Annotated in this window: 16 protein-coding genes; 3 read left to right on the top strand and 13 right to left on the bottom strand. The window is 67.5% G+C overall.

Annotated features, from left to right (window positions below):
- Window positions 1–25: 25 nt before the first annotated feature.
- The 11 genes from ACLQ26_RS15315 to ACLQ26_RS15265 form a co-directional block, all read right to left on the bottom strand.
- Window positions 26–376, bottom strand: coding sequence for a hypothetical protein (locus ACLQ26_RS15315; RefSeq protein WP_425745020.1), 351 nt, complete (start codon window positions 374–376; stop codon window positions 26–28).
- 448 nt (window positions 377–824) lie between these two features.
- Complete coding sequence (locus ACLQ26_RS15310) at window positions 825–1,517, bottom strand: hypothetical protein (RefSeq protein WP_425745019.1); 693 nt, start codon at window positions 1,515–1,517, stop codon at window positions 825–827.
- On the bottom strand, window positions 1,514–3,886 hold the full coding sequence (locus tag ACLQ26_RS15305; RefSeq protein WP_425745018.1) for a hypothetical protein: 2,373 nt from the start codon (window positions 3,884–3,886) through the stop codon (window positions 1,514–1,516). The genes ACLQ26_RS15310 and ACLQ26_RS15305 overlap by 4 nt, the downstream gene beginning before the upstream one ends.
- Entirely contained in the window at window positions 3,883–4,242 is a 360-nt protein-coding gene (locus ACLQ26_RS15300) for a DUF6507 family protein (protein ID WP_007454706.1), read from the bottom strand. The genes ACLQ26_RS15305 and ACLQ26_RS15300 overlap by 4 nt, the downstream gene beginning before the upstream one ends.
- A gap of 37 nt (window positions 4,243–4,279) precedes the next feature.
- Window positions 4,280–4,585, bottom strand: a complete 306-nt coding sequence (locus ACLQ26_RS15295) for a pore-forming ESAT-6 family protein (RefSeq protein ID WP_358096524.1) — start codon at window positions 4,583–4,585, stop codon at window positions 4,280–4,282.
- An 18-nt stretch (window positions 4,586–4,603) separates the two neighbouring features.
- A complete protein-coding gene (locus ACLQ26_RS15290; protein ID WP_007454704.1) occupies window positions 4,604–4,939 on the bottom strand; it encodes a hypothetical protein in 336 nt (111 codons plus the stop codon).
- A 43-nt stretch (window positions 4,940–4,982) separates the two neighbouring features.
- Window positions 4,983–5,294 (bottom strand): hypothetical protein, encoded by a 312-nt coding sequence (locus ACLQ26_RS15285; RefSeq protein ID WP_425745017.1) that lies wholly within the window; start codon window positions 5,292–5,294, stop codon window positions 4,983–4,985.
- Between the two features lie 485 nt (window positions 5,295–5,779).
- Window positions 5,780–6,205: a hypothetical protein gene (locus tag ACLQ26_RS15280; RefSeq protein WP_425745016.1), complete on the bottom strand. Its 426-nt coding sequence runs from the start codon at window positions 6,203–6,205 to the stop codon at window positions 5,780–5,782.
- Window positions 6,202–6,426, bottom strand: a complete 225-nt coding sequence (locus tag ACLQ26_RS15275; protein ID WP_425745015.1) for a hypothetical protein — start codon at window positions 6,424–6,426, stop codon at window positions 6,202–6,204. The genes ACLQ26_RS15280 and ACLQ26_RS15275 overlap by 4 nt, the downstream gene beginning before the upstream one ends.
- A gap of 315 nt (window positions 6,427–6,741) precedes the next feature.
- Window positions 6,742–7,641: an EamA family transporter RarD gene (gene rarD / locus ACLQ26_RS15270; RefSeq protein ID WP_425745014.1), complete on the bottom strand. Its 900-nt coding sequence runs from the start codon at window positions 7,639–7,641 to the stop codon at window positions 6,742–6,744.
- Window positions 7,642–7,736: 95 nt separating this feature from the next.
- Window positions 7,737–8,942, bottom strand: coding sequence for an MFS transporter (locus ACLQ26_RS15265; protein WP_425745013.1), 1,206 nt, complete (start codon window positions 8,940–8,942; stop codon window positions 7,737–7,739).
- 75 nt (window positions 8,943–9,017) lie between these two features.
- Here ACLQ26_RS15265 and ACLQ26_RS15260 point away from each other — a divergent pair, with 75 nt between their 5' ends.
- Window positions 9,018–9,791: an AraC family transcriptional regulator gene (locus tag ACLQ26_RS15260; RefSeq protein ID WP_425745012.1), complete on the top strand. Its 774-nt coding sequence runs from the start codon at window positions 9,018–9,020 to the stop codon at window positions 9,789–9,791.
- A gap of 132 nt (window positions 9,792–9,923) precedes the next feature.
- Window positions 9,924–10,829, top strand: a complete 906-nt coding sequence (locus tag ACLQ26_RS15255; protein WP_425745011.1) for an aminopeptidase — start codon at window positions 9,924–9,926, stop codon at window positions 10,827–10,829.
- Window positions 10,830–11,642: 813 nt separating this feature from the next.
- Here the strand turns inward: ACLQ26_RS15255 and ACLQ26_RS15250 are convergent.
- Window positions 11,643–12,245 (bottom strand): hypothetical protein, encoded by a 603-nt coding sequence (locus tag ACLQ26_RS15250; protein WP_425745010.1) that lies wholly within the window; start codon window positions 12,243–12,245, stop codon window positions 11,643–11,645.
- 1,118 nt (window positions 12,246–13,363) lie between these two features.
- Window positions 13,364–13,741 carry an EamA family transporter gene (locus ACLQ26_RS15245; protein WP_425745009.1) on the bottom strand — a complete coding sequence of 126 codons (378 nt, stop codon included), beginning with the start codon at window positions 13,739–13,741 and terminating at the stop codon, window positions 13,364–13,366.
- Here ACLQ26_RS15245 and ACLQ26_RS15240 point away from each other — a divergent pair, their 5' ends adjacent.
- Entirely contained in the window at window positions 13,742–13,903 is a 162-nt protein-coding gene (locus tag ACLQ26_RS15240; RefSeq protein WP_425745008.1) for a hypothetical protein, read from the top strand. It begins immediately after the preceding gene.
- Window positions 13,904–13,905: the final 2 nt, after the last annotated feature.

Here is a 13,905-nt window from a genome sequence, read left to right as displayed (position 1 = left end):
TGTACGCGGAGCTGAAAACGTCAACTCAGTCGAGCGACTCGAGGATCTCCTGAAGGCCTCGGACGAGGTACATGGGCCGATAACCCAACCCTTGCAACTCACCGAACATCTTCCTCGCGGCTGGCTCGTCCAACTGACCTCGGTGGAAGTCCCGGATCGTCAACACATACGGCATGTCTTCGAACGGGATCCCCGCGTCGTCCTCCAGCTCGTGCCCCACCTTGAAGTCGAGCGCCAGGTCATCGGTCTTACCTCGGTAATCAGCGTAGGGCTTGTCGGACGGTTCGAACCGGATACCCAGGGCGGACCTGACCTTGCCGGCCACCCGTTCCCGGTCCTCGACGGACCCGAAATATATCTCCAGGTAGTTCGGCATCAGGACGTTACCGGCCATTCCATGTCTGAGTCCATAACGCAGGTTCGCAATCTCGTGAGCTTCGCAGCGTTACCAGGGGCCCCATTGAGGAATGCGGTGAGGCCCTTGATCGCGTCGGGCCGGATGAGGGACGTATGCCTTACATCGATGATGACATTGCCACCCCGAACTATGGCCCGGCTGGGAACGAAATCTCGTTCTTGACCGTACGGTGTGTCGGGGGGTCGACTGGATGAAGCCGCCGGGCTCCCGGTACCAACGTTCGGCGCGGTGCTGCGCCGCTACGGCCTGAACGCCCCCGCCAAATCGGCGCGCGTGCGAGGGCCGAAGTCGCGCTTCTCGCCGGCCCGCCGAGATCGGGGCTCGTCGGGACGGCTCCCCGTCCGCTCCTGCCGGACGGGGACCCGGAAGCCCGATGAGCACGCCTGGAAGGCCGAGGAGCAGCGGCCTAGGCTGTCGCGATCCCATTGTCGATGGCCCACCGCTTGCTCGCCGCCTCGGCACGGGTCTTCTCATGCAGACTCGGATCGTTTGCCAGCCGGTCGAAATAGTCGCGTTCACCCGCCCCGCCGAGATTCAAGATCACCGGAAGCGTCTCGATCGTGTCACGCCACGGCAGGCGCAGCGTCACCGTCTTGAGCAGGTCGAGCGCTCGGGCCCGCTCCTCGGCGTCCAGATGATCCCGAGCGACCCACCCCAGCCACCGGAGCAGCTCCACGACCAAGCCGTTGACGATGAAGCTCACCCACATCTCCCCGACCGACTCGACGAACTCGTCCGGGGGGTCGGTCCACGTGGCATCGAGGATCTCTGCGACGCCGTCCTCCTTCGCCCAGACACGCACGTTGGTCCGCGTCACATCGGCGAGGGTCGGCAACCGACGCTTGAGGGTCACCTGCAGCAGAAACCAGTCATCGTCGAAGAACGTCTCGGGTAGTCCCCAGGTCGGGTCCTCGCCGTGCCGAGAGGCGCTGTCCAGCTGAAACGCCAGACCTGCTTCCAGGGCCGCGAGTGCCACAGCCCTATCCTCGGGACCGGGCGGCAGATCCTTGATCGCCATGTGAATTCGACCCAAGTCCGCCAACTGCCACGAGGGCGGCAGGCTGGCCAGCAGCTCGGGCGCCACCAGGGAATCGCTCACAGGAACTCAACTCCAAAGGGCCTGAGGAAGTCGCGTGCCGCGGCGAGGTTCGGCAGGTGCTCGTCGAACCAGGCACCCGCCTGGCCCCGCTTCATCGGGTGCGCTGCATTCACCGACGCCTCCTCGGCCGCCTCGCGCAGTTGGCGCAGCTGGTCTGGAGTCAACGTGCGTCCACCTATCTGGATCGGCACCTCCGCGTCGGCGATACGGTCGATCGCGTACCGCTTCGGCTTCGGGTTGGTCATGCTGAACAGGCCCTTCAACCCCTCGTCGGTCCCGATCCGGTAGCCCACTGCGCGGTTGGCGGGATCTGCCGCTCGCCAGGCAAGCATGCGCCGCAACTGATCAGGCTTCTCGTCGATCTTATTGGCCACCGTCTGCGCGGTCGCCTTGACCTCGTCCAGATGCACCTTGCCATCTCTGGTCTGGTACAACAGATCCGCCTCAGGAACTTCGCCGGTACGAACCACCGTGCCGGTGCCGAAATCGACAGGCTCGTTCTTGACGTTGAGGCCGATCTTCGACCCGGGCATCAGGTCGGGGCTGTTGAGAACATCGTTCGCGGCACGCAACTCAGCGGCCGCTCCCGTTGCGGCAGATCGGTCTCCGCCCAACTGGTCCATGACGTCGCGGAGAACGTGGGCCTGCCGGTCGGCGCTGCCCGCCAATCGTCCGGAATCCTGCAGGTCCATGAAATCCCGGGCCGCCCGGTTGGCCACACCGTCCGGCAGGTCGGTACGGGCGAGCAGGTCCTGCACCTGGGTCCTGGCGGCGGGAGAGAGCCGCTCGGCCTGATCGAGCAGACGCTGCTGCTCACCCGGCGTGAGATCCCGCCCCCGATCGGGGACTCCTCCGCCCGGCGTGTTCCCGTCGGGCGCATTGCCGTCCGGCAGATTTCCACCCGGCCCATTACCGTCCGGCAGGTTCCCACCCGGCCCATTACCGTCCGGCAGGTTCCCACCCGGCCCATTACCGTCCGGCAGGTTCCCACCCGGCCCATTGCCCTCCGGCAGGTTCCCACCCGGCCCATTACCGTCCGGCAAGTTCCCACCCGGAGTCACGTCACCCGGATGGTGGCCGCCCGGCGTGTTGCCGCCGGGCAGGTTGCCGCCGGGGCCGTTGCCGCCATCCATGTGCATCACGTCGCCGCCGCGAGTGCTGGGCATGTCGACCTCGAAGCCGCGGCCGACCGGCACGTCGCCGACGATCGCCGGGGCCAGCCCGAGCTGCGGAATCTTGATGTCGAACTTCTTGGCGAAGTTGATGGCCACCTCGCCGACAGTGGGCAGCTTGTCGAGCCAGTTGCCGGTGCGGATCAGCGCGGCACTGACCCGGGCGGCGGTGGCGCTGCCTCGGATGCCGTTCATCGCAGCGCCCGCGCCACGCAGGCCGGAGCCGGCGCCCTTGGTGCCGACCACAGCCGAGACGATGTTGAACGTCGCCAGGCCCGCAGCCTTCGACTTGTCCTCGCCCCACGTGTCGTACGCGATGATGCTCTTGCCCGCGTTGAGCAGGAGGTTGCCCGCCTCACCCTTCTCCAGGAACGGCATGCCGACCGTCTGGTCGATCACGATCGTCACCGGGTTGATGTAGATCGAGACGGCCCAGACGAACTTGCCGAGGCCCAGCCAGGAGTTGCCGGCGGTGCCCCAACTCCACTCGCCGGTGGTCGGGTCGCGGCCGATCAGCCCACCCAGGTCCTCGAGCATGGTGACGAAACCCTCGCCGACGCCGACGAAGAACGCCCCGACGTCACCGAAGAAGCCGCGGTCGTGCTCCTCGTTGCTGCCCCACGGCAGGGCCCCGTCCTCACCAGCAGCGGCGTTGAGCATGTCGGCGGTGAAGCCGTACTCGCCGTCCTCGGCCTGGCCGTCGGCGTTGTCGGCCCGATACTGGCGACCGCCGTACAGCGCGTTAATCGTGTTGGCGCACTTGCGCTGCGCCTCGAAGAAGGCCGCCACCTGCGTGTTGACCGCGGTGATCAGGCCGTTGTGCTGGTTGACCTTGCCCTCGTCCTCGCGCCAGTCCTCGTCGTCCTTGACCGAGCCGACGAACTGCTCCGCCTGGCCCTTCAGGGCCGCGAGCTGGGCCTTGATCTCCTTGACCTCGCTGGCGTACGTGGCCAGGGCCGCTCCGACGGTCTGGATGTCCTCGCCGACCGAGGCCGACACCGTGCGTACGGGGCCGGTGGCGGCGAAGAGCTGCGTCGCCTCCGGCGCCTTGTATACCGGTGCCAGCCCCTGAAAGGCGCTGTCGACCGCCTGGCCGGTGTTGGCGAAGTCCCCGCCGGTGGTCCGGACCGTCTGGGCATGGGTGGCCAGCACGTCCATGTTGCCGGGGATCTGTGGAATCTCCCCCGGGTTGATCATCGGGGCACCGCCCCACGGCCCGGCCCCGGCATCGTGGCCGACGGGTCGGGCGCTGCCGCGGCGCTGCGCTGCGCGTTCGCGGCCATCTCCAGGTCACCTTCGACGTAGGCGTTCGTCGCCTGCGCCGCGGCCTGGATGCACGCCCCCGTGCGAGTGAACACGAACTCAAGATCCGTCCGAATGGACTCCACGAAGCCCTGAAGTGCCTGGCCCACGATCTCCGAACTGGACTCGGTGGCGGATCCCTCCAGCGCCGAGTTCAAGCTCGTCATCTGCCCCTCGAAAGGGGTAGCCGCGGCATGTGTGCGATTCAGGACGTCGCGCACTCCACCAGGGGAGATGTCCCAGGCGCTCACGCTCGTGCTCCCTCGTCAACAACTCGTCGGAAACGGCTCAACCGATGGACTGGACCGCCGAACGGGCCCGGGACAGCGTCGTGTTCGCCGTCTCGTCGTTCTTCGTCATGGTGGTCTTGACCAGATCGATGATCGCGCGGACCTCGCCCGCGGCGCGGTTCCACCGATCCTCGACGGTCCGGTAGTCCTCGGAGACACCGTCGGCCTGGAAGTCGGCCATGGCTCCCGCCACGTCGGCGCTGCGCTGCGAGATCACTGCCTCCAGCCGGGCGACGATGGTGGCGAGGTCGCCCTGAACCTGCTGTGAGGTGCCCGTGTCGAAACTGCGTCGGTCTGTGGTCATGACTGTCACTCCCCCGGGTCAGCGGCTGCTCGAGAACCTGGCCGCGTCAAAGTTCGCCGTGCCCGCCGTCGACGAGGCGTTGTCCGCCATCTCGGTGTCACCCTGACCGAAGGCGGAGTCCATTCCACTCTGGCCTCCGAGAATCGCTCCCAGGGCGGAGTTGAGATTCGCGGTGATCGAATCCGCGTTGGCCTTGAACGAATCGAAGGCGACCCGTCCCGCACCGTTGAAATTGCCCTGCAACGGCTCGGCCGCGGCGATCAGCTGCTTGATCAGAGAACCGAGATCATCGGACGACCCCTGCGTCTGCTTGGTCAGGCTGCCGAGCGTCTGTGCTCCCATGTCGAACTTCATGCCGCTCCTCCCGCACTCTCCGATCCAACGTCCCGCGTCTATGCTACGAGGCCCGCGCCACAAAGCTACGCGCGAACTTGACACATGCCGACAACGATCGTGCCGCGCGTGATCGCGCATCCCGGAAAACACCAGCGTCGGAGGCCGGGAAGAACGCCGCGCCGGCCCAGACCAGGCAGTGGACGTCCACGCCAACGGTGCTGATCGACTCGTGCGGTCCGCAGTAGCCGATGAGGAACTGCATGCTCGGCAGCAGGAAGTGGAGCATCCCGAGGACCGTCAGCGGCGTCCGGGCAGTCGCGAACCCGAACAGGACAAGCGGCAGCGCGGTGATCAGACCGGTGCTGACGAACAACGCCGACCGGACTGGGCAGTCCCCGAAATGACTCTGGCCGGTACACCCGCGAGGAGCAGGCGAATCTCGACGAATGTTGCTCGGCGCACCGATCTCTCCAGATTGGGAAGACTTTGCGGCCACCGGCGTGGGCCTGCTCCGAACTCGTGACGTGCCGGTGGCACCTCGCCTGCGGTGTCGGGTCGTGAGCCGGTCGGGATGTGTCTCAGCTTCGGTCAGGCCCGCAGGTCCGCCTGTTCCGTCACTCAGGTATCAGACGGATCGGCAGCGGCGGTACGTTGCAGGTTGCTCCCTCGGCTGCTCGACCGGGAGCCTCTGACCACTGGCGGCCGAGTTGCAGTTTCCGCCCGCGCCCGGATCACCGTCAGCGGCATCGATCAGGCGGCACTTCCGGAAACTGCGCGCCTTCGACGAATCGCTGCCGGAGGCTGCGCACGGCTGGATCAGATACTTGTCGAGCGACTCTCCGGATCGAGCGAAAGGTGTCAGGCGGGACGCCACTCGTCGTGGGCGTCGAACTCGCCGAAGGGGTCCTCGGTCCAGCCCAGGTCGCGCCAGGTGCCGGTGCCGTCCAGCGGGCCCTCGTAGAGCAGCTCCACGTAGCTGCCGCGATGGGTCGCCAGGCGAATGCGTTCGCCGCGACTGAAGAGGAACATGGAGAGGGCAACGTCGGGGCGGCCGTCGATGATCTCCATGCCGAGAACACCCTTCCACGTCAGCTGGAAGCCGGACGTGGGGACGGCCGGGCCACGCAGCAGGCAGGAGAACGCGTCCTCCATCTCGGTGAGGTTGACCAGCTCCACCGTCTGGTCGAGGTGGGCGGACAAGCTGTCGACGATCGCGGCGATCTCCGCCCGCCATCGTCGCGGGCCTTGACCTGCCTGTTCGTCGTGTCCTTCGGCGACCGTCATGGCCAGTCCTGTTCTTGCCAGCGCTCGCGATTCGGATAGATTACTTCGTTGGCGGGGTTCGGCCGGACCTCGCCATAGTTGGGGTCGCCGGCCCACTGATCCGGGTTCACTGGGCGGGGAGTCTCCGCCCTCTGATCGATCATGCCGTACGCGGTGATCACGGAGTCCTTCTTGCCCGCCTCGGTGATCACCACCGAACGATCGTTGTAGTAGATGTCCACCTCTCGGGTGTAGGCGGTGCCCCGGTAATTGCCGTGGTAGGTGCCGCTGAAGATCCGCTCCGGATTGTTCAGGATCGAGGCCTGCTCGTCCGGCAGGACACCATGGCTCGACCGTGCGTGCCCGGGACGCCCACCCGGTACGGGCGGCGGCGCACCCCGCAGCTCCCCCGGCTCGACCTGCCGCCGGGCGGGACCAGGGTCGGCACGAGGCGCCGCGCGTGGCCGCCGCGCTCGCGACGACCGGCCATCCGTAGGCTGCCCCGGCTCGCCGCCGCCCCCGACCTCCGCGAATTCCGCCCTGACTGTGACGACGTTCTACGCTCGGCGGTCCTCCGGGCGGCTCTGCCGCCAGGCGTAGGAGGCCAGGAAGAACGCCGCGCCCGCCCAGACCAGGCAGTAGGCGCCCAGGCCGACGGTGCTGATCGATTCGTGCAGTCCGAAGTAGCCGATCAGGAACTGCATCGTCGGCAGCAGGAACTGAAGCATCCCGAGGACCGTCAGCGGCGTCCGGACGGCAGCGAAGCCGAACAGGACAAGCGGCAGAGCGGTGATCAGACCGGTGCTGACGAACAAGGCTGACCGGACCGGGCTGTCCCCGAAATGGCTCTGGCCCGTCGTCGACAGGAAGACGATGTACGCGGCGGCGGGAATGGCCAGCGCGGCGGTCTCCACCGCCAGTGCCCGCCAACTCGGCATGGCCGCCCACTTGCGGAGAAGCCCGTAGATTCCGAAGGTGGCAGCGAGACCAATCGCCACCCACGGCGGCCGCCCGGCGTCGATCCCCAGCCACACCACACCCCCCGTGGCCAGGGCCACGCCGGCCCACTGCGCGACAGCCATCCGTTCCCGCAGCACCACCAGGCCGAGAAGGGCGCTGAAGAGCGGGTTTATGTAGTAGCCGAGGGCCGCCTCGATCACCCGCCCACTGTTGACCGCCCAGATGTAGAGGCCCCAGTTCGCGCCCACGAAACAGCCGGCGCCCGCCAGCAGCGCCAGGACTCGCGGCTGGCGGTGCAGCATCCGCAACCAGGTGAGGTCACGCTGGATCGCCAGCACGATGACGACGAAGACCAGCGACCAGACGATGCGGTGGGCGAGGATCTCCATCGCGGGCGCCGGCTCCAGCAGCGGCCAGTAGAGGGTCAACAGACCCCAGAGGAGGTACGCCGCGGTGCCGGGCAGTACGCCCGTGCTGGTTCGGCGTTCACCGGTCACGGCGGGGATCACCTCAGGTGAAGGTGCGGTGTGGCCGGCTCGGGGACGGCCAACGCGCAGCGCAGCGGGGGTGCCGCCCGGATCGGCTGGCCGCGTCATTTCCGCGGCTCGGCGAGGAACACGCCGAGGGCCAGCGCTACCAGGGGAATCAGACAGATGATGGTGAACACGCCCTGGGGCCCCCAGGATTGCGCCGCCACACCGAGGACGGGCGCGAGGAGGCCGCCGATGCTCACGGCGAGCCCGAGCGTCACACCCGCGGCGGTGCCGGGCCGGGTCGGCAGGTAGTCCTGGCCCAGCTTGACCAGGACGGCGAACGGGATGTTCAGGGCGATGCCGGCAAGCACGGCGAAGAGGAGCGGTGGGTACTCTCCGGGCGTGAACCGCAGGCCGACGAGCGCGGGAATGGCGACGATCGCGCCGAGCTGCACGGTGCGGACCATGCCCATGCGGTCGGCGATCCGCCCGCCCAACAGCGTTCCGGCCACTCCACCAACCAGGAAACACGCCAGCGCCGCGCCGGCGAGACTCTTGCCCGCCCCCAGGTGGCGGATCCAGAACAACTCGATGAAGGTGATCGCACCGAAGAAGGCGACCGACCTGACGGTCTCGATACAGGTGAGCACCAGGAAGGGAACCCACTGGTCGCGGCCACTGTGCGAAACGTCGCGTCCTGCCGGCCGCTGTAGCCGGTTGCGGTACAGCAGGAAACCCATGAGTACGGCCGGCGGGATGAAGAGCGCGGTCGCGCCGACACCCATCGCGATCAGCGCGGGAGTGGCCAGTACCGGCGCGAGAAAGAACCCGACACTGCCCCCGGCGGCGAAGATGCTCATAGCTGTCGCGCTCTCGCCCGCCGCCACCCGAGCCGACTTTCCGGCGGCCGGATGGAACATCGCCACGCCGAGTCCCGACGCGCAGAGCAGAAGCCAGACCGCCGCGTAGCTGTGCGCGAGACCGGAGAGCCCGAGCCCGATCCCGGCGAGCGTCACTCCCGCCGCAGCGAGCCAGTCCAGCCGGTACCGGTCGACGGCGACGCCGACAAAAGGCTGCGGAATGGAGCTGCCCAGGGTCGCGGCGAGCGTGAGACCGCCGGCGGCCACGTAGCTGTAGTGGCGGTCCAGCACGAAGTACGGAACGCAGGCCGGCACCAGACCCTGGTAGAGGTCGTCGACGGCGTGGGCCGCGCCCCACAGGCGCATCCGTCGCCACGCCGACGGTTGCCCGTCCCGGTCCTCGGCCGGCACCATCGCTGACCCCGCGCTGAACGGATCCGCTCGGCTGCTTGTCTCCGCCACCATCAGCTCTCTCGTTAGGTGTCCTGCAGGAAGAATGCCCGGTCCGCCAATTGCGGGCTATTGATATCCTGCCGATTAATGTCGATAAGCAGCCACGATGTGGACGGGCCCGCCCGGGTGCCCCTGGCCGACCGCGACCGGATCGACTGGCATCACCACCCGCGCCATCAGTTGGTCTGCCCCCGCAACGGCGTGCTGGGAGTGTCGACGCCGACGGGAATGTGGACCGTGCCACCGGACCGGGCGGTGTGGATTCCGGCCGGCGTCGCCCATGCCCATCGGGCGTACGGCCCCACCGACATGCGCGCGATCATGTTCGACCGGCCGCTGAACCCACTGGGCGTGGACCAGCCGACCGCCCTGGCCGTCTCGCCGCTGCTGCGCGAGGTGATCGTCTGCCTGACCGACGACGAGGAGCTGACCGACGACGAACGGGACAACCTCGAACGCGTGGCTCTGGACCAGCTACGACGGGCGGCCACGTTGCGCCTGCGCCTGCCGTACCCGGCCGATTCCCGGCTGCGGAACCTTGCCGAGATCCTGCTCGACGACCCCACCGACAGCCGCACCCTCGCCGAGCTGGGCATGGCGGTGGGGGCCGGTGCGCGTACCCTCAGCCGGCTCTTCCGGGAGCAGACCGGGATGTCGTTCCCGCACTGGCGGACGCAACTGCGGTTGCACCACTCGCTCACCTTGATCGCCGAGGGCGAGTCGGTGACCACGACCGCCGCGGCAAGCGGTTACAGCGGTCCCAGCGCGTTCATCCAGGCGTTCCGGGCCTACTTCGGGATGACGCCCGGCGAGTACTGCCGGGACCGGCGAGGCTCCGATCTCTCTCCGACCGCGAACTGACCGGCCGCGGGTCCGGGCCGTCGTGCGGCCGGCAGCTCCCACCCACGACTCTTCCGTCGGACACATGCGTGCCCATCCCGCCCCGCTCCACCGGGGCTACGCACCACCGACTCACGTGTCACGATCTCCGCCATGCGTCTTCCGTTCGGCCTGCTCCTCGCATCCGTGGCGGCCGGCCTGCTCTCGGCCGCGGCGGCGCTGCTCGCCATGCCAGCCGCGTCGATGCAGTTCGACCTGGTCATGCTGCTCGCACTGCTCGGCTACGTTCTGCTGCATCGCGGTGCGCGCCGGGTGCGATGGACCGTCGCCGCCGGTGTCGGGCTACTGGCCGTGGTGGCGGCCATGAGACTGCTCTGGCATCAGGAGCAGGTCATCGACGTCGGCTGGATGGCCTACGAGCCAGCGCCCGAGACGTCCATCGTGGGACGATGGCGGGCCTCGATCGACAGGCAACGGCTCGCCGCGCTTGGCATGGCGCTCGGCGTCGTGTGTCTCGCGGCCGGTGTGTTGGCGCTACCGTCCCGGGGCAGACGGCGGGGTGTGGCGACGGCAGTCCTCGCGCTGCTGCTGCTCGCCTGGTTCGTGCTGGACTCGACCCAGGAGTTCGTCGACCACACCCTGCCGGAGTTGCTCGGGACGGTGTGGCCGGCGCTGCTCGCCGCCCTCGTGGGCATGGGGGCACTCGCGCTGTCCGGAGGGCGGTCCGACCGCCGTTGGCTGCTCCCGGCGGGGTTGTTCCTGCTGTCACTCACAGCGGCAGACACGTACTCGAACCTCGCCGGGGTGTGGTCCGGCTGGTGGAAGATGACAAACCCTGACCAGGACCCCTTCCTGGTAGTAGGGACGGTGGTGGGCGCGTCAGGGGAAGCCTCCCCCCAGGTGTCGTCGGCCGTGGAGACGGCGATCGCGCTCGCCGGGGCGGGGTTGGCCGCCGTCGGAGCGCTACGCAGTTCCAGCGAGGCCACGGACCGAACTGACCTCCCGCTGACCGGCGACGAAAGCCCGGACAACGCCGACGATGACGACTTCCCGGCGTAGTGCACCTCGGCATGGTTGGGTCGCCGGCCCACCGATGCGGGTTCACGGGTCGGGAGCCGCTGCCCCCGCAGCTTCCCGTCACGACCTGCCTGCGGCAGCTGTCGAACCCTCTCCTGTGCGCGGTGATGAGGTTCGCTGCCCGGCCTGACGACGGCGAGCAAAAGGCCCAGGTCATGATCGGCGATCAAGCCGGTGACCTGGGCCTTTCTGTGGAGCCGCCGGACGGAATCGAACCGTCGACCTACGCATTACGAGATCAAGATGGATGATCCGGTGACCTGCACATGGGGGGACCTACCAGCGGAAAAACCTCTCGTCATCTCTCACCACTCCCCCACCGCCGGTCGACCTCTTACGGACTGGATGCGGACAGCTCGCTGCCGTGAAGTGGGTCGGCCGCTCACCCTGCCTTGCAAAGATCAAGACCACTGTCGGTCGGCGTCGGTTACTGCCGCTGACCTGCTCGCCGTGTCGCCCGCCGTCGATTTCGGACCGCGTCCGTCAGTGGGCTTGGCTGTACGGATGGCTGTACAGCCACCCTCTGATCCGGAGATTCCCAAGACCATGTCTAGGCCGTCCGATGCCGTCCGCCTAGTCCTGCTCCTCAAGCGCTCGGCAACTCGATCGGTCCCGTCCCGTCCCGTCCCGTCCAGTCCGCCCCAGTGGCTCCCACGCGTGGCTCCCAGACTGTCAGCTTGGGAATTGCCGATCTCCGACAGGCCATGGGCTTGACGGCCTAACCTCGGCAGTCCGGTCAGATAGCCGGACACTTGACAACCTGCATCGCCAACGCCCGGCGCTCTCGGCTCGGAACTACGCTAGGACTAACGCGATCACCAGGGCAGGCAGCATCATGAGGGGCGCCGCAAGGCGGACGAGCTGCCACGCCCAAACGTTGCGTGGCGAACCACGCTTCACGCGGGCGCTCGCGAGCAACACAGTCAAGAGCGCCAACCATCCAGCCCACGTCCCGCAGTGAATCCCGACCACTAGGGCGTCTCCGTTCGGCACCTCGGCCACAAGGTCTCTAATCCACGGCTCGTGGCCAGTCTTGTAAGTGACGTCCGAGAGCAACAGGCTTGGAACAACCAGCCCAACAGCTGGAAGCAGGAGAACATAGAAGAGCCATCGACGCGGCCGATACACGAGCGCGAGCACGGTCACGACACCAACAGAAGTCGCCCGCACACTCCAGCCGATCGTGGCCATAGAGAGCCGGCCGCAGCCGGAGGTCTGGCAAGCTAGCTCGGCAAACCACGGAACGAGGCGTTGCCGGACGTCCATCGCCGAGCCGAGCACAAACGTCGCTCCGGCGCAGACGGCGCACAGCATGACGACGGCCGCGAGACAGCCGATGTTGCCTTTCCACGCCGACGTAGCCACCTCGCTGGGCGTTGCGTCGCGGTCGCTGGTCATAACTGCGGCGAAGGTACACGACCTAGTCAACCCCGGATGCCGGCACCCGTGGTTGACCTGCGCCGCACTGCCGACGGGCACCTACGGGTGCCGACCGCCGTTGACCGTCAGCTTGCGTGCCACGCCAATAGGCACGGCGACCGAAAAGTTATGAGATCAAGATGGGCGTCCCGGCGACCTGCCCGAGTGGCCTATTAGCAGCGGAAACGCCTCTTGACATCTCTCGCCACTCCCCCAACGTCCCTTGACCTCTTGCGGACTGGATGCGGACTGCTCGGACCAGACGGCGGCCTTGGGATTAGAAGAAGTTCGCGGACGGCTGGTCGGGTGGCTGCGCACATGGTCAGCCCGTCCGTCGTTGTCGGGCAGCGTCGGCGTCAGCGGGCGAGTTCGACTGCAACTTCCCAGTATCGAGCCTTGGGATCGAGCACCCAGTGATGAAACCTGATGAAGTAGAGGCGGGTGCCACTCCGCATGATGTAATGGAATAGATCTTCATCTGATTTCCCTGGCGAAAGACCTGAGAGTTCGCTGATTCGCTTCCATGACTCGCGTTTGCGGCGTGTCTCGGATTGGGATTCAGTCGCCATCGGGCGAAGGGAAGCTACCCTTTTGGGCGATGGGAGTGCGTTTGGGGGCACGGCAGTCCTCAAGATTCACCGGAAGGCCCCGAGAACGTTACGAGCTACGGTGACTGACCGCAATGGCGCGACCGAAAGCTGATAGTCGTTCCCGCGCCCGGCCGCTAGCCGCAGCCGTTCGAAGCCTTTCGCCATCCCGTCTGCCGCCGACCCACACACCGTGGAGCGGGCCAGGGCCAGGGCGACAAGGTGGAGCGCCCTACCGGACGAACGACCTTGTCGCCCTGGCCCTGGCCTGCTCGGCTCTGCCTGGGTCGGTGGTAGGCGGGATGGCATCCCACCACCCACGAACCGGAACCGTTCGGCAACTCCATCTCGGAGTCGTCTGGCCCCCGCCGGAGGCATGCCCTTAATTGGCCGGCGCGCCGGCCGATGCCGGCGCTTGCGCCGCCAGCAGGCCGAGCGCGGCCGGCGCGGCCCGCTTGCGGGCCGCCTTGATCTGATAGAGCGGAATTCGGCAACCAACTGCTACCGGTGCTACCGGTGCTCGGCCGACCGCTTTCGGGTGAGGGTGACCCCAGCGAGGACGAGTGCGATGCCGGCCGCGATCGCGGTGGTGACGGCTTCGTGGAGGAAGAGCCACCCGAGGATCACGGCGACGATGGGCAGGAGGTAGGTGACGACAGACGCAGCGGTCGGGCCTTCGTCATCGATGATGCGGTAGTTCAGGACGTAGGCGGCTCCGGTGCCGAGTGCGCCGAGTACGAGCAGGCTTGTGACAGCGTCGAGTCGCCAGGTCGGTGATTCCAGCCCGGCGAACGGCATGGCCAGGGCTAGCAGGGCTGTGGCTGCGCCGAGTTGGGCAGCCGACAGCATGAGCGGAGGGATTCCGCGACCGGTCAGGAATCGGCCCATATGACGCTGGACGTGTACGCCGGGCTGTTCGGTGACGACCTGGACGCGGTCGCCAACCGGCTGGACGAAGCGTTCGCGGCGCGGGATGCGGACTATCTGCGGACCGGCACCACCGATGGCGGTGTGATCAACCTCGGAAAACGGCGAAGCCCAGGCCAATGACC

Origin of the sequence: Micromonospora sp. DT43, assembly GCF_049841645.1 — a bacterium.
In the GTDB taxonomy this organism is placed as follows: domain Bacteria; phylum Actinomycetota; class Actinomycetes; order Mycobacteriales; family Micromonosporaceae; genus Micromonospora.
The sequence above is the reverse complement of the archived record's forward strand: the minus strand, read 5'-3'. Positions and strand labels throughout refer to the sequence as shown.

Coding starts and splice junctions, on each gene's coding strand:
- ACLQ26_RS15315 (WP_425745020.1), bottom strand. CDS start 376: ATGCCGAACTACCTGGAGATATATTTCGGGTCCGTCGAGGACCGGGAA.
- ACLQ26_RS15305 (WP_425745018.1), bottom strand. CDS start 3,886: ATGATCAACCCGGGGGAGATTCCACAGATCCCCGGCAACATGGACGTG.
- ACLQ26_RS15295 (WP_358096524.1), bottom strand. CDS start 4,585: ATGACCACAGACCGACGCAGTTTCGACACGGGCACCTCACAGCAGGTT.
- ACLQ26_RS15290 (WP_007454704.1), bottom strand. CDS start 4,939: ATGAAGTTCGACATGGGAGCACAGACGCTCGGCAGCCTGACCAAGCAG.
- ACLQ26_RS15280 (WP_425745016.1), bottom strand. CDS start 6,205: ATGACGGTCGCCGAAGGACACGACGAACAGGCAGGTCAAGGCCCGCGA.
- ACLQ26_RS15265 (WP_425745013.1), bottom strand. CDS start 8,942: ATGGTGGCGGAGACAAGCAGCCGAGCGGATCCGTTCAGCGCGGGGTCA.
- ACLQ26_RS15260 (WP_425745012.1), top strand. CDS start 9,018: ATGTCGATAAGCAGCCACGATGTGGACGGGCCCGCCCGGGTGCCCCTG.
- ACLQ26_RS15255 (WP_425745011.1), top strand. CDS start 9,924: ATGCGTCTTCCGTTCGGCCTGCTCCTCGCATCCGTGGCGGCCGGCCTG.
- ACLQ26_RS15250 (WP_425745010.1), bottom strand. CDS start 12,245: ATGACCAGCGACCGCGACGCAACGCCCAGCGAGGTGGCTACGTCGGCG.
- ACLQ26_RS15245 (WP_425745009.1), bottom strand. CDS start 13,741: ATGGGCCGATTCCTGACCGGTCGCGGAATCCCTCCGCTCATGCTGTCG.
- ACLQ26_RS15240 (WP_425745008.1), top strand. CDS start 13,742: ATGACGCTGGACGTGTACGCCGGGCTGTTCGGTGACGACCTGGACGCG.